Origin of the sequence: Roseomonas chloroacetimidivorans (genome assembly GCF_049629625.1) — a bacterium.
In the GTDB taxonomy this organism is placed as follows: domain Bacteria; phylum Pseudomonadota; class Alphaproteobacteria; order Acetobacterales; family Acetobacteraceae; genus Roseomonas; species Roseomonas chloroacetimidivorans.
This window is the reverse complement of record NZ_JBNBZS010000039.1, coordinates 1-22,914: the sequence shown is the minus strand read 5'-3', so window position 1 is coordinate 22,914 and position 22,914 is coordinate 1. Positions and strand designations below refer to the sequence as shown.

General features: G+C 69.0%; 25 protein-coding genes. 18 read left to right on the top strand and 7 right to left on the bottom strand.

Features of this window, described 5'->3' with window-relative positions:
- The first annotated feature begins 99 nt into the window (after positions 1–99).
- The 6 genes from ACO1BU_RS23520 (at position 100) to ACO1BU_RS23495 (ending at position 7,490) form a co-directional block, all read left to right on the top strand.
- The gene (locus ACO1BU_RS23520; RefSeq protein WP_424138405.1) at positions 100–675 is read left to right on the top strand and encodes a TetR/AcrR family transcriptional regulator; all 576 of its coding nucleotides are present in this window, start codon (positions 100–102) and stop codon (positions 673–675) included.
- A gap of 46 nt (positions 676–721) precedes the next feature.
- Complete coding sequence (locus ACO1BU_RS23515) at positions 722–1,360, top strand: glutathione S-transferase family protein (protein ID WP_424138404.1); 639 nt, start codon at positions 722–724, stop codon at positions 1,358–1,360.
- A gap of 68 nt (positions 1,361–1,428) precedes the next feature.
- Positions 1,429–2,673, top strand: a complete 1,245-nt coding sequence (locus tag ACO1BU_RS23510; RefSeq protein ID WP_424138403.1) for a Zn-dependent hydrolase — start codon at positions 1,429–1,431, stop codon at positions 2,671–2,673.
- 337 nt (positions 2,674–3,010) lie between these two features.
- Positions 3,011–5,062 carry a transketolase gene (gene tkt / locus ACO1BU_RS23505; protein WP_424138402.1) on the top strand — a complete coding sequence of 684 codons (2,052 nt, stop codon included), beginning with the start codon at positions 3,011–3,013 and terminating at the stop codon, positions 5,060–5,062.
- Positions 5,063–5,185: 123 nt separating this feature from the next.
- Positions 5,186–6,232, top strand: a complete 1,047-nt coding sequence (gene gap, locus ACO1BU_RS23500; protein ID WP_424138401.1) for a type I glyceraldehyde-3-phosphate dehydrogenase — start codon at positions 5,186–5,188, stop codon at positions 6,230–6,232.
- 61 nt (positions 6,233–6,293) lie between these two features.
- Complete coding sequence (locus ACO1BU_RS23495) at positions 6,294–7,490, top strand: phosphoglycerate kinase (protein WP_424138400.1); 1,197 nt, start codon at positions 6,294–6,296, stop codon at positions 7,488–7,490.
- Between the two features lie 16 nt (positions 7,491–7,506).
- Here ACO1BU_RS23495 and ACO1BU_RS23490 read toward each other — a convergent pair whose 3' ends face one another.
- Positions 7,507–8,334 carry an MBL fold metallo-hydrolase gene (locus ACO1BU_RS23490; RefSeq protein WP_424138399.1) on the bottom strand — a complete coding sequence of 276 codons (828 nt, stop codon included), beginning with the start codon at positions 8,332–8,334 and terminating at the stop codon, positions 7,507–7,509.
- 154 nt (positions 8,335–8,488) lie between these two features.
- Positions 8,489–9,481, bottom strand: coding sequence for a D-2-hydroxyacid dehydrogenase (locus tag ACO1BU_RS23485; protein WP_424138398.1), 993 nt, complete (start codon positions 9,479–9,481; stop codon positions 8,489–8,491).
- A gap of 222 nt (positions 9,482–9,703) precedes the next feature.
- Between ACO1BU_RS23485 and ACO1BU_RS23480 the strand changes: the two genes are divergently transcribed.
- Positions 9,704–11,257 carry a winged helix-turn-helix domain-containing protein gene (locus ACO1BU_RS23480; RefSeq protein WP_424138397.1) on the top strand — a complete coding sequence of 518 codons (1,554 nt, stop codon included), beginning with the start codon at positions 9,704–9,706 and terminating at the stop codon, positions 11,255–11,257.
- Between the two features lie 23 nt (positions 11,258–11,280).
- Here the strand turns inward: ACO1BU_RS23480 and ACO1BU_RS23475 are convergent, their stop codons facing one another.
- Complete coding sequence (locus ACO1BU_RS23475; protein WP_424138396.1) at positions 11,281–11,880, bottom strand: HD domain-containing protein; 600 nt, start codon at positions 11,878–11,880, stop codon at positions 11,281–11,283.
- 66 nt (positions 11,881–11,946) lie between these two features.
- On the opposite strand from ACO1BU_RS23475, the gene ACO1BU_RS23470 reads away from it, so the two are divergent.
- From ACO1BU_RS23470 to ACO1BU_RS23450, 5 genes are all read left to right on the top strand, one after another.
- Positions 11,947–12,837, top strand: a complete 891-nt coding sequence (locus tag ACO1BU_RS23470) for an HpcH/HpaI aldolase/citrate lyase family protein (RefSeq protein WP_424138395.1) — start codon at positions 11,947–11,949, stop codon at positions 12,835–12,837.
- Positions 12,838–12,857: 20 nt separating this feature from the next.
- Positions 12,858–13,832 carry a Bug family tripartite tricarboxylate transporter substrate binding protein gene (locus tag ACO1BU_RS23465; RefSeq protein ID WP_424138394.1) on the top strand — a complete coding sequence of 325 codons (975 nt, stop codon included), beginning with the start codon at positions 12,858–12,860 and terminating at the stop codon, positions 13,830–13,832.
- 2 nt (positions 13,833–13,834) lie between these two features.
- Positions 13,835–15,067, top strand: coding sequence for a CaiB/BaiF CoA transferase family protein (locus ACO1BU_RS23460; protein ID WP_424138393.1), 1,233 nt, complete (start codon positions 13,835–13,837; stop codon positions 15,065–15,067).
- 65 nt (positions 15,068–15,132) lie between these two features.
- Entirely contained in the window at positions 15,133–15,738 is a 606-nt protein-coding gene (locus ACO1BU_RS23455; protein ID WP_424138392.1) for a hypothetical protein, read from the top strand.
- On the top strand, positions 15,735–16,679 hold the full coding sequence (locus tag ACO1BU_RS23450) for a protein-methionine-sulfoxide reductase heme-binding subunit MsrQ (RefSeq protein WP_424138391.1): 945 nt from the start codon (positions 15,735–15,737) through the stop codon (positions 16,677–16,679). Before ACO1BU_RS23455 ends, ACO1BU_RS23450 begins: the two co-directional genes overlap by 4 nt.
- Positions 16,680–16,685: 6 nt before the next feature.
- On the opposite strand, the gene ACO1BU_RS23445 is transcribed toward ACO1BU_RS23450, so the two are convergent.
- Positions 16,686–17,099 carry a hypothetical protein gene (locus tag ACO1BU_RS23445; protein ID WP_424138390.1) on the bottom strand — a complete coding sequence of 138 codons (414 nt, stop codon included), beginning with the start codon at positions 17,097–17,099 and terminating at the stop codon, positions 16,686–16,688.
- A 131-nt stretch (positions 17,100–17,230) separates the two neighbouring features.
- Here ACO1BU_RS23445 and ACO1BU_RS23440 point away from each other — a divergent pair, with 131 nt between their 5' ends.
- Together ACO1BU_RS23440 and ACO1BU_RS23435 are read left to right on the top strand one after the other, a co-directional pair.
- A complete protein-coding gene (locus tag ACO1BU_RS23440; RefSeq protein ID WP_424138389.1) occupies positions 17,231–17,941 on the top strand; it encodes a ribonuclease activity regulator RraA in 711 nt (236 codons plus the stop codon).
- Positions 17,938–18,885: a dihydrodipicolinate synthase family protein gene (locus ACO1BU_RS23435; protein ID WP_424138388.1), complete on the top strand. Its 948-nt coding sequence runs from the start codon at positions 17,938–17,940 to the stop codon at positions 18,883–18,885. Before ACO1BU_RS23440 ends, ACO1BU_RS23435 begins: the two co-directional genes overlap by 4 nt.
- A gap of 45 nt (positions 18,886–18,930) precedes the next feature.
- On the opposite strand, the gene ACO1BU_RS23430 is transcribed toward ACO1BU_RS23435, so the two are convergent.
- Positions 18,931–20,280 carry a GDSL-type esterase/lipase family protein gene (locus tag ACO1BU_RS23430; RefSeq protein WP_424138387.1) on the bottom strand — a complete coding sequence of 450 codons (1,350 nt, stop codon included), beginning with the start codon at positions 20,278–20,280 and terminating at the stop codon, positions 18,931–18,933.
- A 176-nt stretch (positions 20,281–20,456) separates the two neighbouring features.
- Here ACO1BU_RS23430 and ACO1BU_RS23425 point away from each other — a divergent pair, with 176 nt between their 5' ends.
- Complete coding sequence (locus tag ACO1BU_RS23425) at positions 20,457–20,666, top strand: hypothetical protein (protein WP_424138386.1); 210 nt, start codon at positions 20,457–20,459, stop codon at positions 20,664–20,666.
- A 47-nt stretch (positions 20,667–20,713) separates the two neighbouring features.
- Positions 20,714–21,148: a DUF2171 domain-containing protein gene (locus ACO1BU_RS23420; protein ID WP_424138385.1), complete on the top strand. Its 435-nt coding sequence runs from the start codon at positions 20,714–20,716 to the stop codon at positions 21,146–21,148.
- Positions 21,149–21,160: 12 nt separating this feature from the next.
- Here ACO1BU_RS23420 and ACO1BU_RS23415 read toward each other — a convergent pair whose 3' ends face one another.
- The gene (locus tag ACO1BU_RS23415) at positions 21,161–21,565 is read right to left on the bottom strand and encodes a hypothetical protein (protein ID WP_424138384.1); all 405 of its coding nucleotides are present in this window, start codon (positions 21,563–21,565) and stop codon (positions 21,161–21,163) included.
- On the bottom strand, positions 21,505–21,810 hold the full coding sequence (locus tag ACO1BU_RS23410) for a hypothetical protein (RefSeq protein ID WP_424138383.1): 306 nt from the start codon (positions 21,808–21,810) through the stop codon (positions 21,505–21,507). The genes ACO1BU_RS23415 and ACO1BU_RS23410 overlap by 61 nt, the downstream gene beginning before the upstream one ends.
- A 66-nt stretch (positions 21,811–21,876) precedes the next feature.
- Between ACO1BU_RS23410 and ACO1BU_RS23405 the strand changes: the two genes are divergently transcribed.
- Entirely contained in the window at positions 21,877–22,326 is a 450-nt protein-coding gene (locus ACO1BU_RS23405; protein WP_424138382.1) for a MaoC/PaaZ C-terminal domain-containing protein, read from the top strand.
- Between the two features lie 185 nt (positions 22,327–22,511).
- Complete coding sequence (tnpA, locus tag ACO1BU_RS23400) at positions 22,512–22,904, top strand: IS66-like element accessory protein TnpA (RefSeq protein WP_424138381.1); 393 nt, start codon at positions 22,512–22,514, stop codon at positions 22,902–22,904.
- Positions 22,905–22,914 lie beyond the last annotated feature (10 nt).

Genomic DNA, 22,914 nt, shown 5'->3' with positions numbered 1-22,914 from the left:
GGGCCATTTATGATCTCATGATGGTCGTCATGAATAAAAATGACCGCTATCATGTTAAAGTCAACCGGCAGTCGTTGCAGGCAGGGTGGGAGAACGGAAATGGCGCGGTCATCGCGGGCCCAGGTGGCGGAGAACCGGCAGGCGGTGCTGGAAGTGGCCTCCCGCCTGTTCCGCGAGCGCGGGATCGAGGCGGTGAGCGTGGCGGAGGTCATGGCCGCGGCCGGTCTGACGCATGGCGGATTCTACGGCCATTTCGGCTCCAAGGAGGCCCTGGCGGCCGAGGCCTGCGCGGAGGCCTTCGCGCGCGGCCGCAACCGCTGGATGACCCTGGCCGAGGACCCTTCAGGCCAGGGGCTGGCCACCTTGCTCGACTTCTATCTTGGCACCGCCCATCGCGATGCGCCGGGACAGGGCTGCGCTGCGCCGAGCTTCGTGGCTGAGGCGGCGCGGGACGTACCGGGCGGGGCGGTTCGGCGCGCCTATGCCGCCGGCATTCGCGGCCTGGCGGAAGCGATGGAGCGGCTTCTTCCGGCCTCGGTGAAGCGCCGCCGGCGCGAGCGGGCCTTGCTCGCGCTGGCAGCGGTGGTGGGCGCGCTGTCCATCGCACGCGCGACAGGCGGGGACCCATTCTCGGAGGAGGTCCTGACCGCCGTGCGGGAGGAACTGGCGGCCTGAGGCCTGTCGGTGCAAGGCTGCGCCCGGAACCATACGGGAGGCCCGCATGATTCGCCTGCACCACCTCGCGACCTCGCGCTCCCATCGCATTCTCTGGCTGCTGGAAGAGCTGGGCCTTCCCTATGAGCTGGTCGCCTACGCGCGCGACCCGCAGACCATGGCCGCCCCGCCCGGGTTGAAGCGGGTCCATCCCCTCGGCAAGTCGCCAGTGGTCGAGGATGATGAGGCGGGGGTGCTGGCGGAGTCCGGCGCGATCATCGAATCGCTGCTTGAACGCCACGACCAGGAAGGCCGCCTTCGCCCGGCGGCCGGTAGCGCGGCCCATCGCGCCTATCTGTACTGGCTGCATTTCGCCGAGGGCTCGGCGATGCCGCCGCTCCTCGTAAAGCTATACCTCTCCCGCCTCGGCCCTGCCGCCGCGCCGGCTCTGCCGCGGATCGACGCGCAGATCGGCGGCAATCTCGACCACATGGATGCGACGCTCGCCCGGACCCCGTACTTCGCGGGCGATGCCTTCAGCGCGGCCGATATCCAGATGATCTACCCTGTGGAGGCGAGCGTCGCGCGTGGCGGACTGACCGCGGAACGCCGCCATCTCTGGCGCTGGCTGGAGGAGATGCGGGCGCGCCCGGCCTATCGGCGCGCGGTAGAGGCCGGAGGCCCCGTGATGATGGCGCCGGGCTGAGAGGTCTTGCCGCATCTGCGGCGGCGCAGCATTGATCGCACCTATCACCACGATGGAGCGAGCGGCGCATGTCCGGCACCAACCAGCGCATTGATGCGGCCCGGCTCTGGGACAGCCTGATGGCGATGGCGCAGTTCGGCGCGACGCCCAAGGGTGGCGTGAAGCGCCTGACGCTGACTGAGGTGGACCGCGCCGGCCGGGATCAGTTCGCGCAATGGTGCCAGGAAGCTGGGTTGACGGTGCGGGTGGATGAGATGGGCAATATGTTCGCCCGCCGCCCCGGCCGTGACCCGAAGCGCAAGCCCGTGCTCTTCGGCAGCCATCTGGACAGCCAGCCCACGGGCGGGAAGTTCGACGGCGCGCTGGGCGTGATCGCCGGGCTCGAGGTGATGCGCACCCTCAAGGACCTGAACATCGAGACCGAGGCACCGCTGGAGCTCGTCAACTGGACGGATGAGGAAGGCAGCCGCTTCGGCCATTCCCTCATGGGCAGCGGTGTATGGTCAGGCGTCTATGACATGGCCGAGACATACGCGCTGAAGGACCTCGACGGCGTGTCGGTGATCGAGGCGCTGGAAGCCATCGGCTACAAGGGCGAGCACCCTGCAAGGGCCTTCGACGCCGATTCGTATTTCGAGCTGCATATCGAGCAGGGCCCGATCCTGGAGCGCGAGGGAAAGCGCATCGGCATCGTCACCGGCGGCCAGGCTCAGGTCTGGTACGACGCGGTGCTGACCGGCCAGGACTCGCACGCCGGAACCACTCCGCCCTCCGCCCGGCGGGACGCGCTGCTGGGCGCCGCCCGCGTCGTGAACCTGGTGGATTCCCTGATGCGCGCCCGCGGCGAGGATGGCCGCGGTACGGTCGGCCGGCTGCAGGTCTTCCCGAATTCCTGCAACGTTGTCCCAGGCGAGGTTCGATTCTCCGTCGAGTTCCGCCACCCCTCGGGCGCTGAGATCGAGACGCTGGCGGCCGATTTCCCCGCCAAAGCCCAGGCGATTGCACAGGAAATCGGCCTGACGCTTGAACTGCGCGAGTTGTTCCGCATTCCTGCCCAGCCATTCGACCCGGATTGCGTCGGCCTGGTGCGCGATGCGGCCGCGCGGCTCGGCCTGCCGGCGCGCGAGATCATCTCCGGCGCGGGGCATGACGCGATCTACGTGGCCAGCCGCATCCCCGCCGCGATGATCTTCACCCCCTGCAAGGACGGCCTCTCCCACAACGAGGCGGAGAGCATCCTGCCCGAGGAAGCGGCCGATGGCTGCCAGGTTCTGTTCGAGGCGATCCTGGCGCGGGCGAACCGCCCGACCTGAGGCAGCCTCTCAATAGAAAGGCTGGAGCGGCTGACGCGGGCACAAGCGCACAAGCCGTTCTGACGGGCGACCGGTTCGCCCGCTGTCACGGCGGGGGCGAAGAACCCGCCCTAAGCCTCTGGCCGAGGTAGCCAAAGACTGATCTCCGCTGTTTCCGGAGCCCGACCGCCGAGGTTGCCGCGGCCTGCCCACCGCTCGGCGGACCGGCTAGGCGGCCGCGAACACCGAGCCGCAGGGTTGGCAGCGGCACGAGGCCCCTCTATAGCCACCGGCACGCGATGGGATGCACGTGCTCGGTCGGCGACGCGATGCGCCCGATGACGCCGCGGAGACCCCCTTGGCCACCACGGAACCTGACAACCAGCCCACCACCCCCGGGCGCAGCCCCGCGCTGGTGGCGCAGGAGGCGATCCTCGCCCGCCCTGCGACACCGGTGCGCCGCATGGCGGATGCCATCCGCGCCCTGGCCATCGACGGGGTGGAGGCGGCGAAGTCCGGCCACCCCGGCATGCCCATGGGCATGGCGGATGCCGCGACGGTGCTCTTCACCCGCTTCATGAAGCATGACGCAGCCGATCCGCGCTGGCCGGATCGCGACCGCTTCGTGCTCAGCGCGGGCCACGGCTCAATGCTTCTCTATGCCTGGCTGCATCTCAGCGGCCATGCCGGCATGGGCGTGGACGAACTCAAGCGCTTCCGCCAGCTCCACTCCCCCGCCGCCGGCCATCCGGAGGTGGGTGAGCATCCGGGCATCGAGACCACCACTGGCCCGCTGGGCCAGGGGATCGCCACCGCCGTCGGCATGGCCATGGCGGAGCGGCATCTGGCCGCCCGCTTCGGCAAGAGCCTTGTGGATCACCGCACCTGGGTGATCTGCGGCGACGGCGACCTGCAGGAAGGCGTCTCCCATGAGGCGGCCTCGCTCGCCGGGCATTTCTGCCTGGGCAAGCTGACGGTGCTCTGGGACGACAACCACATCTCGATTGACGGGGACACCTCCCTCTCCGTCTCCGAGGACACGCTGGCGCGCTTCAAGGCCTATGGCTGGGCGGTGCGGCGCGTGGACGGCCATGACCACGAGGCGGTTGCCGCGGCCCTGACAGCCGCGACCAAGTCCCGCAAGCCGACGCTGATCGCCTGCCGAACCATTATCGGCTTCTCCGCGCCGAAGAAGGCGGGCACCGCGGGCAGCCACGGCGCGCCGCTGGGCCCGGAGGAGGCGGCAGCGGCCAAGGCAGCGATGGGCTGGGAGGCCGGGCCGTTCGAGGTTCCTGCGGATATCCGCGAGGCCTGGGAAGCCGCCGGCAAGCGCGGCGGCGGCACGCGGCGATCCTGGCTGAAGCGCTTGGCAAAGCACCCGCAACGCGCCGACTTCGAGCGCGCCATGGCTGGCCGCCTGCCGGAGCGCTGGGACGCCCCGCTGGCCGAGTGGAAAGCCAAGGCCGCGGCCGAGAAGCCGAAGATTGCGACCCGGGTGGCCAGCCAGCGCGCGCTGGAAGCCCTGGTTCCCGCCCTGCCCGAAATGGTCGGCGGCTCGGCGGACCTCACCGGCTCGAACAATACCAATGTGAAGGGCATTCCCGCGATGACCGCCGAGAATTTCGGCGGGCGCTATGTCCACTGGGGTATTCGCGAGCATGGTATGGCGGCAGCCATGAACGGGATGGCGCTGCATGGGGGCATCATCCCCTATTCCGGCACCTTCCTCGTCTTCTCCGACTACATGCGGCCCTCGATCCGCCTGGCCGCGCTGATGCGGCAGCGGGTGGTGCATGTGCTGACCCATGACAGCATCGGCCTGGGCGAGGACGGCCCGACCCACCAGCCCGTGGAGACGCTCCCCGCCCTCCGCGCCATCCCGAACCTCTATGTATTCCGCCCTGCCGATGTGATCGAGACGGCGGAGTCCTGGGAGCTGGCGGTGAAGCGGGCGGATGGACCGAGCGTGCTGGCGCTGTCGCGCCAGAACCTGCCGACGCTGCGCACCGATGTGGGCGAGAACCGCACGGCGCGGGGTGCCTATGTGCTGGCCGAGGCGAGCGGCGACCGGAAGGCCACGCTGATCGCCACGGGCTCCGAGGTGATGCTCGCCATGGCGGCGCGGGACATGCTGGAGGAGGCGGGCATCCCGACCGCCGTCGTCTCCATGCCCTGCTGGAAGATTTTCGAGCTGCAGGACCCGAGCTGGCAGCAGGCGGTGCTCGGCACCGCGCTGCGCGTTGGCATTGAGGCGGCGCTGGAATTCGGCTGGTCGCGTTGGCTGGGGCCCGATGGCATCTTCGTGGGCATGACGGGCTTCGGCGCCAGCGCGCCGGCAGACGAGCTTTACAAGCACTTCGGCATCACCGCAGAGGCCGTGGTGGCGGCGGTGAAGCGGCGCGTGAACTGATGTCGTGGGCGTGATCGCCGATCACCGGCGCTCACGCCCCCGGCCCCTTCGTCCGGACGCATATTTCGGCTATTCGGCTTGCACGCATAGGAATCGGCGTACACGCCTAGGAAAGGGACGGATATGGCGGTCAAGGTAGCGATCAACGGCTTCGGGCGCATCGGCCGACTGGTTCTCCGCGCAGCTCTGGAGAGCGGGCGCGACGACGTCGAGTTCACCCACATCAACGACCTCGGCTCGGTCGAGGCGAATGCGCATCTCTTCCGCTACGACAGCGTGCATGGCCGCTTCCCCGGTGAGGTGCGCGTCGAGGGCGACACGATGGTGATCTCGGCCGCCGGCCGCACCTATAAGCCGATCAAGGTGACGGCCGAGCGCGACCCGACCAAGCTCCCCTGGCAGGGTGTGGACGTGGCGGCGGAGTGCACGGGCATCTTCACCAGTTCCGACAAGGCGGCGCTGCTGCTGCAGTCCGGCCCGCGCAAGGTGCTGGTCTCCGCCCCCGTCACCTGGGCCGAGGCGCATGCCGATGATTCCGCCCAGGCGACCATCGTCTATGGCGTGAACCACAAGATCCTGAAGCCGTCGCACCAGATCGTCTCGAACGCCTCCTGCACGACCAACTGCCTGGCGCCCATCGCCAAGGTGCTGCATGAGAAGTTCGGCATCCTGCGCGGCTACATGGTGACCATCCACGCCTATACGGGTGACCAGAACACCGTGGACACGCTGCACAAAGACCTGCACCGCGCCCGCGCCGCCGCCGTCTCCGCCATCCCGACCTCCACGGGTGCCGCGAAGGCGGTCGGCCTCGTGCTGCCGGAACTGAAGGGCAAGCTGGACGGCACCGCCATCCGCATTCCCACCCCGAATGTCTCCCTCGTCTCGCTCGACTTCGTGCCTGCGAAGACCGAGGGCCTGACCAAGGAGGCGATCAACGCCGCGATGAAGGAGGCCTCGGAGTCGCCCGAGCTGAAGGGCATCCTCGGCTACAACACCGCGCCGCTGGTCTCCATCGACTTCAACCACGATCCGCACTCCTCCACCTTCGACGCGACGCAGACGCAGGTGGTCGATGGCGGGCTGGTGCGCGTGATGTCCTGGTACGACAATGAGTGGGGCTTCTCGAACCGCATGAGCGACACCGCGGCCCTGCTCGGCTCGCTCTGAGACTGAACGGGGGCGCTTCGGCGCCCCCGCCCATTTCTGCCCTATTCCCAGGACAACGCCGATGGCTTCCTTCCGTACCCTCGACGACCTCGACGCCCGCGGGAAGCGCGTGCTGGTGCGCGCCGATCTGAACGTCCCGGTCCGGGACGGAGCCATCACCGACCGCACCCGGATCGAGCGGCTCTCCCCAACCATCAAGGAGCTGTCGGAAAAGGGCGCGAAGGTGGTGATCCTCTCCCACTTCGACCGCCCGAAGGGCAAGCGCGTCCCCGAGATGTCGCTGAAGCCGCTGGTGGAGGCGCTGTCCTCCGTCCTCGGTAAGCCCGTGGCTTTCGCCGATGACTGCATCGGCCCGGAGGCGGAGGCCGCTGTGGCGAAGCTGCAGGACGGCGACGTGCTGCTGCTGGAGAACACGCGCTACCACGCCGGCGAGGAGAAGAACGACCCGGCGCTTTCGGCCGAGTTGGCGAAGCTGGGCGACGCCTATGTGAACGATGCCTTTTCCGCCGCCCACCGCGCCCATGCCTCCACCGAGGGTGTCGCGAAGCTGCTGCCTTCCTATGCCGGCCGGCTGATGCAGGCGGAGCTTGAGGCGCTCGAGGCGGCGCTGGGCAGCCCTTCCCGCCCCGTGGTAGCCATCGTCGGCGGCGCGAAGATCTCCACCAAGCTCGACCTGCTGGGCAACCTTTCCAAGAAGGTTGACGTGCTGGTCATCGGCGGCGCCATGGCCAACACCTTCCTCGCCGCCCAGGGCTACGCCATGGGCAGGTCTCTGCAGGAAGCGGAGATGCACGAGACGGCCATGCAGATCCTCAATGATGCGAAGACCGGCAATTGCGAGATCCTGCTGCCGCGGGACCTCGTTGTGGCCACCGAGTTCAAGGAGAATCCGGCCACCCGCACCGTGGCGGTGGATTCTGTGCCCTCCGACATGATGGCGTTGGATGTCGGGCCGGAGACGATCGCCGCGATCGAGGACCGGCTGCGCAAGGCTTCCACCCTTGTCTGGAACGGACCGCTCGGCGCCTTCGAGATCCCGCCCTTCGACGCGGCGACGGTGGCGGTGGCCGAGAGCGTGGCGGGGCTGACCCAGTCCGCCGGGCTGAAGTCCATTGGCGGTGGTGGCGACACGGTGTCGGCCCTGCGCCATGCCGGCGTGGCGGAGCGCATGACCTATGTCTCCAGTGCCGGCGGCGCCTTCCTGGAATGGCTGGAGGGCAAGACCCTGCCGGGCGTCGCGGCGCTCCAGCAGGGCTGATCGCCGCTCCCCGGCCTCAGGCCAGGACCCGGCGCTCCGCCCCCGGCGGCAGTGACGGGTCATGGGTGCAGAGGATCGTCACCTCCTCGGCGTGGTCGCGGGCCAGCGCCTGCAGCAGGCGCCGGCTCCGAAGCCGAGCCTCGCGATCGACCTGCATGACATTGGCGTAGGCTGACACGAGCGGCGGCATCCGGAGCGGCTGTTCGAGCTCCGAATGCATGAAGATCGTGTCGCCGGCGTGCAGCACCCAACCATCACCCGTGTCCAGCGCCACGCCGCAATGGCCCGCCGTATGGCCCGGAAGTGGAACAAGGAAGATGGAGAGCGGCAGCCCCTGAAGGCCCCGTACCGTCGGCAGGCCAAACCAGGGCTCGCCCTCGGCCCCATATTCCAGCAGGGGATGGGCGAGCTGGCCAGGCCGGTAGCGGCCGCGCGCGATGGGCGTATCGCGGCGCCGCGATGCCGCGACCTCCCGCGCATGGACATGGACCTGGGCCTCCGGGAAGTCGGTCAGGCCGCCGGCATGGTCGAAGTCCAGATGCGTCATGACGATGTGGCGGACATCGCGCGGGTCGAAGCCCAGACGCCGCAACCGCGAGACGGCGGTCTCGTCCGCTTCCAGATGCACCCGGTCAGCGATATAGAAGGCCCGGCTGAGGCGCGGCACCGGGCGGGCCACGTCGTCCAGGCCGAATCCCGTATCGACCAGCACGAGCCCGGCTTCCGTCTCGGCCAGAAGGCATCGGCAGGCTAGGTGAGCCGGGCCAAGGCCCGGCGTCTCCCCATCCCAGAGACGCCCGCCGAAGGGACGCATGGAACCGCATTCGATGGCGTGAATTCGCATGGCTGGAAGAACGCGCGCCCGGCGCCGCCAGTTGAGCCGGCTGCCATCTCCATCCTGTGCGGCACGAAATTTCCTGCGACCCTGCTCCGGTGCGAAGGGACGGCAGGCCGGTGCCGCCTTCCCCAGGGCTTTTGGATACGGGTGGCGCCGCGGCCTAGTAGCCCTTGGCCGGGTCGACCCGGTTCGGCAGCGAGCGGTTCTCGCGGAGGGCGCGGAGATTCTCGAAAAGGATGTCCAGCGTGCGGTCGTTGTAGCGCGCCCGGTCATCGGCCGAGATGTGCGGCGTCACGACCATCCCCGGGGTGCGCCAGAGACGGTGATCAGCGGGCAGCGGCTCCGGCACGGCCACATCGGTCACGCAGCCCTCGAGGTGGCCAGCCTCGAGAGCGTCGCAGACGGCGTCCTGATCCCAGACCGGGCCACGCGCGATGTTCACCAGCCGCGCCCCCTTGGGCAGGAGCGCGATCCGGTCGCGCGAAAGCAGGTTGCGGGTGCGCTCCGTCAGCGGGCAGGCCAGGACCAGGAAATCCGCCTTCGGCAGTACGGCTTCCAGTGCATCGGTCGGGTAGGTCTCGTCACAATCCGGGTGCGGGTCCGTCCCGTTCCGCACGCCGATGACATGCATGCCGAACTGCTTGGCACGCCGCGCCACGCCGCCGCCGAGCGAGCCCATGCCGATGATGACGACGCGCGCGCCCTCCAGCGTGGTGGCATGGATCGGCTTCCACTCGCCACGCCGCTGCTGCTCGGCAAAGGCGGGCATGCGGGTTTGCAGCATCAGGATCGCCATGATCCCGAACTCGCCGGCCTTGTCCGAATGGGTGCCACGGTTGTTCAGGAAAGCGATGGAATCCGGCAGCCAGTCGAAGGGCGCCGCACCATCCACCCCGGCCGAGGTGCAGGCGATCACCTTGAGCTTCGGCGCCGCGCCGGGCAGCGCGCCGACAGGAAAGCGCTGCCGCAGCGTCCGCGCCCAGGCCAGCAGCACCTCCGCCTCCGGCAGGGCGGCCGCGAAGCCGGCGTCATCCTTCGCGAAACTTGCCTGCAATCCAGCCATGTCCGGATTGCGGTCGATGGCCGCCTGCCACTGCGCCTCGGTCACCGCGAAATGCGGGTCATTGGCCGGATTCTGGATGTGGATGCGCATGGGACGGCTTTCGCACGGGCTGCCCAGGCCGTGAAGGGGCAGGCATTCGGCGTTGGATCCACGGCCTCGGCGAATGGCGGTCTGCGTGTGGGAATGTCGGGCCCGGGCTGGCACACCCGGAAACCGTTGCGGATCCGGTGATAATCTATGGTATCTGAACGTCCGGAAATGTTCGGAACTCGTTCGGAGTATCCGGCGAGGGTCGAAGAGGGGATCAGAGTGATGGGGCCTGGAAAGGAAGAGCCGGCATACCGCTTCGATGAATTCAGGCTGGATATTGCACGCGGCACGCTGCGCGGGCCCGGCGGCACAGAGCTGGTGCTGCGGCCGAAGGCCTTTTCCCTCCTCTGCCATCTCGTCATGAATCCCGGCCGGCTGCTGCGGCGGGAGGAGCTGCTGCGCGCGCTCTGGCCCGATGTCGCGGTTACCGATGACAGCCTGACGCAATGTGTCAGCGACCTGCGCCGTGCCTTTGGGGATCGCGCGGCCAGCATCCTGCGGACCCTGCCGCGGCGTGGCTATGTGCTGGTGGCCGAGGTGCGGCGCGAAGCTCCGCTGCACGCGCCGCCGCCGACCCCGGCGATGATGCCGGCCACGGGGGATCGCGAGACGGACCGGCGCGATGTCGTGGCCGTGCGGCCCTTTGAAAGCCATGACAGCGACCCCCTCTCCGGCCGCGCCGCCGCCACGCTCACCACCGACCTGATCGCCGCCTTCGCGCGCTGCGAGGATGTGCTGGTCGTATCCGATGCGGAGGTCGAGGCAGCGCATGGCTACCGCCTCCTCGGCGAGATCAACGCGCAGGGCACGCATTGGCGTGTCACGGCGAGGTTGGAGACAGCGGGCGGCGCGACACTCTGGGCCGACCGGATCGAGCCGCTCCGCGACATCTCGCCCGCGCTGCCCGCTGAGGCCGTGTGGAACCTCGCCGCCCTTCTGGCACGCCAGCTCGCTTGGCAGAACCTGCTCCGCGCCCGCCGCCGGGCGCCCGCGGAACGCAATGTCCGGGACCTGCTGTTGCTGGGCAAGGAGCATCATCAGCGCAGCACGGCGGCCGATACGCTGCTCGCCTATGATCTCTTCGCCGCCGCGATGGCGGCCGATCCGGATTACGCCCTGCCCTATGCCTGGCAGTCCTACACGGTGCAGCGCGCGATAACCTCTGGCTGGGGCCCGCTGACAGCGGAGGAGGCCTGGCAACCCATGCTGCGCATGGCGCAGCAGGCCGTCCAACTGGCACCGGACTCGCCGCTCTGTGTCTCGCGCCTCGCTTTCGCCCTGATGCTGCACCGCCGCTGGGACGAGGCGGTGGAAATGGCCCGCTCGGCCTTCCGCACGGGCAAGACGGCCTTCTTTGCCAGCCGCATCACCTCGGGCGAGGTGCTGGCCCATGCGGGCCATGCGGAGGAGGCGGTGGAGGCGATGCGCTTCGCGCTGTCCTTCGACCCGATGGGCCCGCCGACCGGCTATGCACTGCTCGGCCGCGCCCTGCTGCTCGCGGGAAAGCCGGACGAAGCCCTGGTGGAGCTGCGGCGCTGCGCCGCACGGCTGCCGGATTACGCGCCCTGCTACCACTCCCTGGTTGTTGCTGCCGTGGAGACAGGGCGGATGGAGGAGGCCCGGTCCGCGCTACGCGAGGTGCTGCGCCTGCAGCCCGGCTGGGTACCACGCAACCATGCGCGCCACTGGTTCTTCCGCCGCCCCGAGGACCTCGCGAGGTTCCAGTCGGCCTTCGAGGCGGTGGGGATGGCGCGGCTGATTCCAGCAGCAGAATAGGAGGCGAGGCCCGTCCGGCCGCCTCAGTGCCCGCGCTGGTAGAAGGGCTGCGTGCCCGCCAAGAGCAGTGCGCGGTCGGTCGCGAAGAAATCCGCGTAGTGCAGGATCCAGGCCTCGGGATTGCTGCCATGGAAGGGCTGGTTGTGCGCGTGGGTCGCGACCGTGTGCACCACCCGGTGCGGGAAGCCCATCTCCCGCAGCAGCATCGCCCCGGGCACGCCATGCGGCAATTCGCGCGACAGGGTCGAGTTACGCACGACACCACCTTCCCGGACATACATTAGCGGCTTGTCCACGTCGTGCAGCATGAGGATGGCGCAGAGGATGTCTGGCTCCACCGCCACGCCCCAATCGGCCTCCGCGCGCACCGCCAGGTCCAACCCCGCGCGGGTGACGTGATTCACATGGTCCATCAGCCGGTGCTCGGGTGCGAGGGTCGAGTAGGGCATATCCTCAAGCGCCTGATAGGGGCTTGAGGTCCAGGCGCTGACCCAGGCCGTGATCACCTGCTCCGCCATGGCGGGTGAGAGGCGGTCAAGCCCCGCCAGCCAGTCCCGCACCGCCCGACGCTGCGCTGCACTTCCGTCGTTCAGGGTGATGCCGGTGGGAGAAACGTCGGGCATGGAAGCCTCCTTTCGTGATCGGGGCAGGCGTTCCATGGCCGGCGCGGCGCGTCTAGCCTTCCCGCCATGGAACGTCCGGTTATCCCGCCGATGCGGAGCAAGCTCTTCGTCCCGGCGTCACGGGAAGAGCTTTTTGCCAAGGCCGCCGCCTCGGCCGCTGATGCCCTTTCCTTCGATCTCGAGGACGCCGTGGCGCCGAACCGTAAGGACGCGGCGCGGGAGGCCCTGGCCAGCTTCCTGCGGGCAGGCGAGCACGGCGGCAAGGTTGTGGTCGTCCGGGTGAACGGCATCGGCACGCCGCATTTCGCGGCGGATATGGCCGCTGTCGCGGTGCCGGGCACGCGGATGATCAACCTCCCCATGATCCGCGATGCGGAAGAGGTGGCGCTGGCGGCCGAGACGCTGGAGAAGGCAGAGCGCGATAACGGCGTGACGGCGCCGATCGGGATTCTCTGCAATATCGAGACACCGCGCGCCCTGCGTGTCGCGCATGAGATCGCGGCGGCCCATCCACGCGTGACCGGGCTCCAGATCGGCTATGCTGACCTGTTGGAGCCTTACGGCATCGATCGGACAGATCCCGCTGTTCTCGCGCATGTGCGGATGGCTATCCGCCTGGCCGCCGCCGAGACCGGCATACCCGCTTATGACGGCGCTTTCGCCAAGGTGGACCAGCCCGAGGCCTATCGCGCCGAGGCGCTGGCCGCGCGCCGTATGGGGTATGCCGGCAAGAGCTGCATCCACCCCTCCCAGGTTGCATTGGCCAATGAGGCCTTCCAGCCGAGCGCCGCCGAGATCGCCCGCGCGCGCCGCGTTGTGGAGGTGGGGCGCGAACGCATCACGGCCGGGATGGGGGCCTTCATGGTCGATGGAAGCATGGTGGACGCGCCCTTTGTGGCGGGCGCGGAACTGGTGCTGGAACTGGCGCGCAAGCTCGGCCTGCCCGGCGCGGACTGAGGCTGGAGGAAACGATGAGTATGCTGACACGAAGGGCGCTTGGCGCCGCGGCGCTGGCCCTGCCCGCCCTTGCGCGGGCGGAGGAGCCCTGGCCCTCGCGCCCGGTCCGGGTGGTGGTCCCCTTCCCGCCCGGCGGCAGCAACGACGCCGTCGCGCGGCCACTGGCGGAGCATCTGCAGGCCCGGCTGGGCCAGCCCTTTGTCGTCGAGAACCGGCCGGGCGCCGGCAGCACCATCGGCTCGGCCGAGGTCGCGCGCGCCCCGGCTGATGGCTACACGCTGATGGTCACCTCCTCCACTTTTTCCACCAGCGCGGCGGTGCAGCGCACGCCCTACGATCCCGCCGCGGATTTCGAGGCGGTGGCGATGGCGGCGGTGGCACCGCTGGTCGTGGTCGCCGCGCCGAGTTTTCCGCCGAACAACCTGGCTGAGCTGGCGGCTTATGCCCGCGCCAATCCGGGCAAGGTGGATTACGGCAGCTCCGGCCCCGGCAGCATCAACCAGATGGGCGCCGAACTCTTCGCCCAGAAGGCGGGCGGCGCGGCGGGGCCGCTGCGGATGCAGCACGTGCCCTATCGCGGCATGGGTCCCGCCACGACGGATCTTGCAGCCGGCACGATCCAGGTCATCTTCACCACCATTCCCTCGGCGCGCGGCGTGATCAGCAGTGGACGGGTGAAAGTGCTGGGCTGGACCGGTGAAAATCGCCCGGCCGGCGGCCCCATGGCGCCGACGCCGCGCGAAAGCGGCTTTCCCGATTACGAGGCCGGCATCTGGTGGGGCATGCTGGCGCGACGCGGGATTCCGCCCGCGATCCGGGACCGGATCAACGCCGTGGCGAATGAGGCGCTCTCCGGCGGCCGCCTTGCCACCTATCTCGAGAGCGAGGGCGCCCAGCCCACGCCGCGTTCCGCTGCGGAGGGCGATGCCTTTCTGCAGCGCGACCTCGCCCAGTGGCGGGAGGTGGCGGCCAAGGCCAATATCCGCGTCGAATGAGCATGACCGAAGACAAGCCCCGGCTACGCCGCCGTGAATTCGACCCTGCGGCGCGGGGCGCGCTGGACGGGGTTCGCGTGGTGGACTTGTCGCGCCTCGTGGCCGGCAATCTGCTGACCAAGGTGCTGGCCGATCACGGCGCGGAGGTGGTGAAGGTGGAGCCGCCCGAGGGAGACACGCTGCGCGCCTGGAAGGTCGAGGGGATTTCCACGGCCTGGAAGACCTGGTGCCGCAACAAGAAGAGTATCTGCCTGAACCTGAAGTCGCCCGAGGGCCAGGAGGCCGTGCGCCGCCTAGCCAGTACGGCATCGATGCTGGTGGAAAGCTTCCGCCCCGGCGTGATGGAGGCGATGGGGCTCGGCCCTGAGGCGCTGCTGGCGCTGAATCCGAAGCTCGTGATTGTGCGTGTCTCCGGATGGGGCCAGACCGGCCCATACCGCCACAAGCCGGGCTTCGGCACGCTGGTGGAGGGCTATTCCGGCTTTGCGGCCGTGAACGGGTTCGAGGATCGCGAGCCGGTGCTGCCGCCGATGTTCATGGGCGATGCCTATGCCGGCCTCTATGGCGCCTCCGCCGCGATGATCGCCCTGCGCGCGGCGGAGGGTGAATATGGACGGGGGCAGGTGATCGATGTCTCGCTCTTCGATCCGATCTTCGCGGTCATGGAACCGCAGATCGCGAACTGGCGCCTGACGGGCCGCCGCAAGCCGCGCACCGGCAGCCGCAGCACCAACACAGCGCCGCGCAATGCCTATCGCACGAAGGATGGAGGCTGGGTCTGCCTCTCCTCCTCGACCCAGGGAATGACGGCGAAGCTCTTCGCCTCGATCGGCCGGCCAGAGCTGCTGCAGGACGAGCGCTTTGCCACCAATGCCGCGCGGCTGCGGAACTGGGAGTCACTCGACGCGATCATCGGCGCCTTCGTTGCCGAGCGGAGCATGGCGGAGAACCTGGCGCATTTCGACGCCGCTGGCGTGACCATCGGCCCGATCATGGATGCCCCTGCGCTGGAGCAGGACCGCTATGTTGCGGAGCATGAGAGCCTGATCGAGGTGCCCGATGCCGAGATGGGCTGGATACCCATGCATGGCGAGGTCCCGCGCCTCTCCGGCACGCCCGGCATCCTCGCCCGGCCGGCGCCGACGCTTGGGGAGCACAATGACGAGATCCTCGGCCCCGCGCTGGGCGCTGGGGAGCTGGAACGTTTGCGCGCGGCAGGGGTCGTGTGCGGCTGACGTTCCCCCGCGTTATCGCAGATTGAGATGGCCCGGCATGAGGCGGGGCGAAACGGAGTGACGCGATGAACAGGCGCTTGCTTCTGGCCTTCACAGGCATTGCCCTAGCGGGTCCGCTGCCGGCCCTGGCCCAGGGAACTCCTCGCCGCATCCGGGGCACGATCGACGGTCTTTCGGGCCGCGACCTCACCGTCACTACTCGGGAAGGGCAGAAGGTCACGGTGCACCTGCCCGACAATATCGGTGTCTCAGCTCTGCGCCGGGTGGAACTTTCCTCTGTCACCCCCGGCACCTTCATCGGAACGGCGGCGGAACCCGGCCCAGACGGTGTCTGGCGCGCGCTGGAGGTGCTCGTCTTCCCCGAATCCATGCGAGGCACCGGCGAAGGTCACTATGCCTGGGACCTGACGCCGAGCTCCTCCATGACGAACGCCACTGTGGATTCAGCGGTTCAGGGCAATGATGGGCGCAGCCTTACCCTCACCACGCGCGGGCAGCAGGTGAAGGTTCTGGTGCCGCCTGACGTGCCGGTGGTCACGCCGATCCCGGCCAGCATGGACGACCTGAAGCCTGGGGTGCAGGTCTTCCTGATCGCCTCGGCCGGCGCTGACGGCACCCTCTCCGCCGCACGGATTACCGTGGCGAAGGACGGCGTGGTTCCCCCGATGTGAGCGACACAGCCCTCCCCTCTCCAGCTGCGACCCGTCCACGCCGCACGCGGCGGGAAGGTCCGCCCCCGCCTAAGCCGGGCCCCTGGCCCTGGCTGGATGGCGGCGGCCGCTTCTCCTGGTTCAAGGCCGGTACGCTGCTGGGCTGCTTCGCCCCGCTGCTCTGGCTCGGCTGGATCTGGGCCACCGACAATCTCGGGCCGGAGCCGCTGACCGAAGCGACGCACCAGACCGGAAGCTGGTGCATCCGGTTCCTGCTCATCAGCCTTGCCGTCATGCCGGCGCGCTGGGTGTTTGGCTGGCCCCGCGTCATGCAGATCCGGCGGATGCTCGGGCTCGCGGCGCTTGGCTACGGCCTCGTCCACCTCGCCCTCTATGTCGGGGACCAGCATCTGCGCCTCGGGCATGTGCTGCTGGAGATTGTGAAGCGGCCCTATCTCTCCACCGGCTTCACAGCGCTGCTCGGCCTCGCAGTGCTCGGCTGGACCTCAACCGATGGTTGGCTGCGGCGGCTCGGGCGGGAATGGAAGCCGTTGCACCGGCTTGCCTATCCGTTGACCGCGCTCGGCATCCTGCATTTCTACATGCAGTCAAAGATCAACGTATCCGAGCCGGTGCTGATGACCGGCTTCTTTCTGTGGCTGATGCTGTGGCGGCTGGTGCCGGCGCGCTGGCGGGGCCACCCGGTGCCGCTCTTCCCGCTTGCCCTACTGGCAGCAACCGGCGCGGCGGCAGCGGAATATCTCTGGTACGCGCTGGCGACGAAGCTGCCAGCCGCCATGATCTTCGCAGCCAATTTCGACCTGGAATTCGAGATCCGGCCATCCGTCTGGGTGCTGATCGTCGGCTTTGGGGTCGCGGCCCTGGCCGGGATGCTTTGGGGCGCGCGACAGGTCTTCAAAGGCCCGCCGCAGATCGTGAGGCCCAGCCGGTTGCGGGAATAGGCTGGCCTACCCCGGCAGGCAGCGGACCACGCCGGGATTGGCACGCGCCTCGGTCGCCTTGGTACCCTCCGGGCAGGCCAACTGGCGATGGGTTGCGGCAGGCAGGTCATCGAACCAGCCCGCCACTTCGGAATCGGCGCCGCCACGGCCCGCGATCCCACGGGGCGAGCCGCGCCCATCGCACCGCCCGGGGCGGCCGCGCACCGGCGAACCGCCATTGGGACACAGCCAGCGGCGGATCGTCTCCCGGTCCGCCAGGGTCATTCTGGACGGGCCGGCCAGGATGAGCCCGCTTCCATCCAAAGGTGCCGTGACGATCCGTGGTCCGGGTCCCACCCGGAACATGCGGCGCTCCTGCGCCTCGGCCGGTGCCATCACCGCCATGGCGGCCCAGAATGCCGCCCCCAAAAGCCCCTTCATCCACCCTGCCCGGTCCATTGTGGCCCTAGATGGTGCCTCACCCCGCCTCAGCAAAGCCCGACCCGCTTGACGCGCATTCCCGCCCGCGCGAAGCCGGAAGCCAGCCGCTCACATCGCGGAGGAGACCGCCCTTGGACCTGGATCCCCAAATCAAAAAGGCGCTGGAAGGCGTCTCCACCGCCACGCTGACGACGGTGCTGCTCAAGAAGGGGCTGCGCAACGTCTGGATGCGCGGCACCAAGCCGATCCGTGAGGGCCAGCCCCGCCTGGTCGGCCGCGCCTTCACCCTGCGCTTCGTCCCGGCCCGCGAGGACCTGGCCACCCCGGAGAGCTGGTCCTCTCCCATTTCCACCCGCGCCGCCATTGAGGCGATGCCGGAGGGCTGCATCGCCGTGGTCGATTCCATGGGCGTGCAGGATGCCGGCATCTTCGGGGACATCCTCTGCGCTCGCATGGCGAAGAAGGGCGTGGCCGCCCTGATCACCGATGGCGTGGTGCGGGACATCGCCGGCGTGCTCGGCACCGGCCTTCCGGTCTGGTGCAACGGCGCCGCCGCCCCGCCCTCCGTCGCCGGCCTGACCTTCGTGGCCTGGGAGCAGCCGATCGGCTGCGGCGGCGTCGCCGTGTTCCCGGGTGACGTGGTGGTGGTGGACCAGGACGGCGCCGTGCTGATCCCGCAGGCCTTGCTGGAAGCCGTGACCGAGGCCGCCGTGGAGCAGGAGAGGCAGGAGACCTGGATCATGTCCCAGGTCGAGGGCGGCGCCGCGCTCCCTGGCCTCTATCCGCCCAATGCCGAGAACAAGGCCCGCTACGAGGCCTGGAAAAAGGAGAACCAGGGATGACGGACCTCACCCAGGCCAAGGGGGTTTATGCCATCGCTCCCACGGCCTTCCACGAGGACGGCCGGCTCGATGAGGCCTCCAACGACCGCTACACCGATTTTTGCGTGGAGAGCGGGTGCACCGGCATCACCGTGCTCGGCGTGATGGGCGAGGCCCCGAAGCTGGACATGGAGGAGAGCGTCTCGCTCGCCTCCCGCATGATCAAGCGGGCCGGCATCCCGGTGATCGTCGGCGTCTCCGCCCCGGGCTTCGCGGCCATGACCTCGCTGACCAAGGCGGTGATGGATGCAGGCGCGGCGGGGGTGATGATCGCCCCCCCGAACACGCTCCGGACCGATGACCAGATCGTCGGCTACTACGCCCAGGCGGCTGAGGCGATCGGGCCCGACGTGCCCTTCGTCGTCCAGGACTTCCCACAGACCTTCAGCGTCATCATGACCCCCGGCGTGATCCGCCGGATCGTGCAGGCCAACCCGAACTGCGTGATGGTGAAGCACGAGGACTGGCCCGGGCTGGAGAAGATCTCCGCCCTGCGCGGCTTCGAGCGCGACGGCTCGATGAAGCACATCTCCATCCTCTGCGGGAATGGTGGGCTTTTCATCGACTTCGAGTGCGAGCGCGGGGCGGATGGCGCCATGACCGGCTACGCCTTCCCGGACATGCTGGCCGAACTCGTGCGCCTTCAGGCTGAGGGTAAGCGCGACCAGGCCCATGACCTGTTCGACGCCCATCTGCCGCTGCTCCGCTACGAGCAGCAGCAGGGGCCGACCGGCCTCGCCGTGCGGAAATATGTGCTGATGCGCCGCGGCGTGCTGGCCAGTGACGCGCAGCGCCGTCCGGGGGCTGGGCTGACGGCCAAGGCGCGGGAGGAGGTGGACTACCTGCTCTCCCGCGTGGCGCGCTTCGACAAGCGCGCGGATGTCGGCGCCCGGAAGGCCGCCTGAGAGTGACCTGCCGAAGGGCGCGCCCGCGCCCTTCGGCACATTGCCCTACCGGCGGGCCGGCAGCACCGCCGCGAGCTCCACGGCGGAACCCATCGCGAGATAGCCGGCGCGGTTGGGATGCAGCTTGTCGCCCGGTCCGCCGGTGGTGGAATCCGGGATCATCTCCCTCTTCAGCCCGCCCGTTGCTGGATCGAGGGTCACCCGATCGAAATCCGCCACGGCGTCAAACAGCCCGCCATCCCGGATAAAGGCGTTCAGCGCCTTCCGGTTCTCGTCCTGCCCGGCATGGCCATGGGCCGCGCTGGTGCTGCCGAGGGCTGAGGTAACAGTCGCGCCAATCACGCGCACCCCTGGGATGCCCTCCCGCAGGCGGCGGACGCCCTCCTTCATCCCGTCCCGCACCTTCTCGAACGGCGCATTGCCGTTGCGGCTGAAGTCGTTGGTTCCCTCCAGCCAGATCACGGACGTCACGCCGGAGAGCGAGATCACGTCCCGCTCCAGCCGCGAGAGAGCGGAGGGACCGCCAGGGAACGGCTTGTCCGGGCCGTACTCCGCCGGGCCGACCACCTGATTGCCGCCGATTCCGGCATTCACCACGGAGACGCGGTTGCCCATCGTGGCGTTCAGTCGCCGGGCCAGGACGTCCGGCCAGCGGTCATCTCCATTCATGGTCGAGGCCGTTCCGTCCGTGATGGAGTCGCCAAAGCCGACAATGACGGGGGTGCCAGCGGGCGCGGTCATGTCCAGCGCGTCCAGGAAGAACCAGGACGCTGTCGAGAAGGGGAAGGAGCCCTCTCCCTCCTCTGCGCCCTTCGAGCCGGCGCCCGGCGCGGTGGCATAGGAGGTCTGCAGGGCCTTAGCATGCCATGTCATCGGGCCGCTCGGTCCGACGACGTGGAAGGAAACGGCGAGCTTGCGCCCCATCAGCAGGGCTGTATCCGGATCGGCCGCGAAGGGCAGCTCCACGGGATCGGACCAAGCCTGACCGCCCGGCTGGATGGTCACCGCCTCTGCTCCACCGAAGCGAACGGGCCGGTTGGTCCCCGGCACAATCACCCCACCCCCATGCTGCAGCCCGATATGCACGCCATCCAGCACCAGGGGGCGCGTCCCGAAGGCATTGGAGAAGCGCAGGCGCGCCTGCCGTCCCCAGATCGATGGGCGCAAGACCATCCGCAGCGTCTGGTCGCGCGCCCCTTCCGCCCGATCGGGGAAGATGAAGGACTGGTCTGGCTGCGCCGATGGGTTGCCGACGGGGTAAGGACCCTGAACCGAACCGGCCCAGCTGGTCACCCAGCCCGCCCCACCGGGCGCATCTTGCGCCAGAAGATCAGGAGCGATGGCCTGGGCGAGGATGGCGGCCAGTGCCCCCTGGCCGAGACTGCGACGATGCATGGCGTGTTCCTCCGCGGCTCTATGGCCGTCGCGAGGAGGCTTCCATCTGGCGGGACGCCCGGCAAGCGGCATCCTTCCAATGTTTCGGGAGAGGAAACCGGCCCTCCTTACCGAAACACCCCGGGGCGCCCGCGCGTTGGGACGAAACAACAAGAGCCCGGCGCAGGAGTTTGGCAATGGCTGATAAAGGGAAGAGCGCCTACCAGGAGAAGGCCGGCGAGATGCCGGCCGCCGGCAACAGCAAGGGTGGCGGCAACAGCAAGCCCGGAGGTCCCGAGGTGGACATCGTCGGAAATGCCAAGCTGCGGGGTGAGGACCCCTCCCCCGACAACCGCAAGGCTGGCCAGACCTCCCGCGCGGACGGGACTTCGCCCGGCCGGCAGTAAGCCTCCACGGCATTCCAGCAGGTCCACAGGGAATCAAGGAGTAGCGCATGGTCAACGCGGCCAAGCTCGCCAATGGCGAGATCCAGGACCACATGCCCGTCGTCGGCAGCGACGGGAAGCCATTCGGCATGGTGGACCATGTGGAGGGCGACTTCATAAAGCTAGCGAAGAACGACCCGGCTGCGGGGGGCGTTCATCGCTATCTTCCGCTGACCACCGTGGCGGGGCTGGATGGCGGGATGGTACGGCTTTCCATGCCCGCAGCTCAGGCAAACGAGGCCTGCGTCTCGGAAGCTGAGATGCAGCAGCGGCTTTCCCTCGATCCGGATGCCGGTGCGCAGGTCGGCCAGGAGCGGAATGACGGGCCGCATGGCAGCCGCGCCCAGGCCCATGGTCCCAAGGGCGACCGGGAGCATCGCTCCCCCGGTGCAGCCTATGAGCCGCATCGGCCGACCAATTACGGGATCGAGAATCCCCGCTGAGCCAGGCCAGCCTCAAGGCATCTCAGGCGGCGGGAAATCCTCCGGGCGGCTGCGGTGAATACGACGTGGCGATCGCAGCCCCCGGCGCCGCATGATGGGCGAAACGAGCAGCATTGGCGCGGTCAGGATCGGTAGGATGCCGAACCAGGCCGCGACGCTGCGCGACACCAGCATCGCAGCACCTGCGGCCACCCCCATGGTCAGAGCATTCAGCAGGACAGCCGCGACCCACCAGCGGCGCGCGCGGGTGTTCAGGGCCTCAAGGGCGCCAGGCGGATCGGGATCAAGCGTGTAAGGCCGTCCATCGCGGCCAACCTCATAAAGCCGCGAAGGATCCGGCGTGAATCCCGCAGGACTCAGCGGCGCATCACGACAAAAGCAGGCATGCCGGCGCGCCCCGCCCGGCGCATGCGCCACCAGAGCGAGACGAAGCCGACCAGCCCGGCCAGGATGACCACCGGGATCAGCAGCCCGAGAAGCAGCACGGCCCCGGCGACGAGCACCAGCCCGCCCGCCATGGCCATGGCGAGAACCGCTACCCCACCGAGCCGCAGCAAGGCGCGATCGAGCCAGCCGCCACCGCTCAGCGGCTGCGGGCCGTCACGGAAATCGCCCTCCGGCGTCATGTCGAGAACCGGGGGCCGGTGCGAAGCCTGGGTCATGGAAGGCATGTCGCCCCGCCGGGCCGCGCCTTCAAGAGGGCGAGGCGCGAGGGTAAGGGATGCCGCATGACCATCCCCCGCCTCCGGTCCCTCGACGAGCTGCACCCCGGCGACCGCTACGAGTTGGGCCGCCTTTCGCTGTCGCGCGAGGAGATCTACGCCTTCGCCAGCCGCTATGACCCGCAGCCCTTCCATCTGGACGAGGAAGCGGCGCAGGATTCCATCTTCGGAACCGTGGTGGCGGCGGGACTACACACCCTTTCGGCCTGCTTCGGCATGCTGATGGCCAGCCCGTTGCTAAAAGATATCAGCCTGGCAGGCTCCGCCATGGAAATCCGCTGGCCGGCGGCGCTGCGGCCCGATGAGGAGGTTGCCGTGGCGGTGGAGGTGGTGTCGGTCACCCCCTCGCGTGCGCGGAAAGACCGCGGCTCCGCCCGGCTGCGCTACGTGGCGACGCGCGTGACCGATGGCGTCATCGTTCTGGACGCGACGGGGCTGCACCACCTGCGCCGGTGATCGGCTTCCCGGGCTGACCAGGAGCTAGCCCGCGGCCAGGGCGAGCAGGACCCGGTCCACCACGGCCTGCACGCCGAGCAGCAGGGCGTGAAAGTACCCATCCGCCGACGGCCGCCTTCCCTGGCCTGGGTGCCCGCTGATCTTACTGACGTTCGTAAGAGTGTCGGTAAGGGCAGGTGGGTGGGATGGAGATCATCAGCGGGGTCGAGCGGCGTCGGCGTTGGCGGACGGAGGATAAGCTCCGGATTCTGGCCGAGATCGAGGGCGGGGCGTCGTTGACGGAGGTGGCCCGGCGGCACGACGTCAGCCGCGGCCTGCTCTGGCAGTGGCGCGAGGCGCAGCGGCGTGGACGCCTTGTGGAGGCGATGCCGAGCTTCGTGCCGGTGCGCGTCGTGCCCGAACTGCCCGCTCCGGGGCCGGAGTGCGCTGCTGGGTCGGTGCCCGGCACACCGCTTGATCCGGGCGGGGCGCCCGAGGGGCGGATCGAGATCGTGCTGCCGGACGGCACGGCGGTGCGGGTGCCGGAGGCGGTGAGCCCCTCCGCACTGCGGCGCGTGCTGGGGGCGCTGCGCGGATGATCCCGATCCC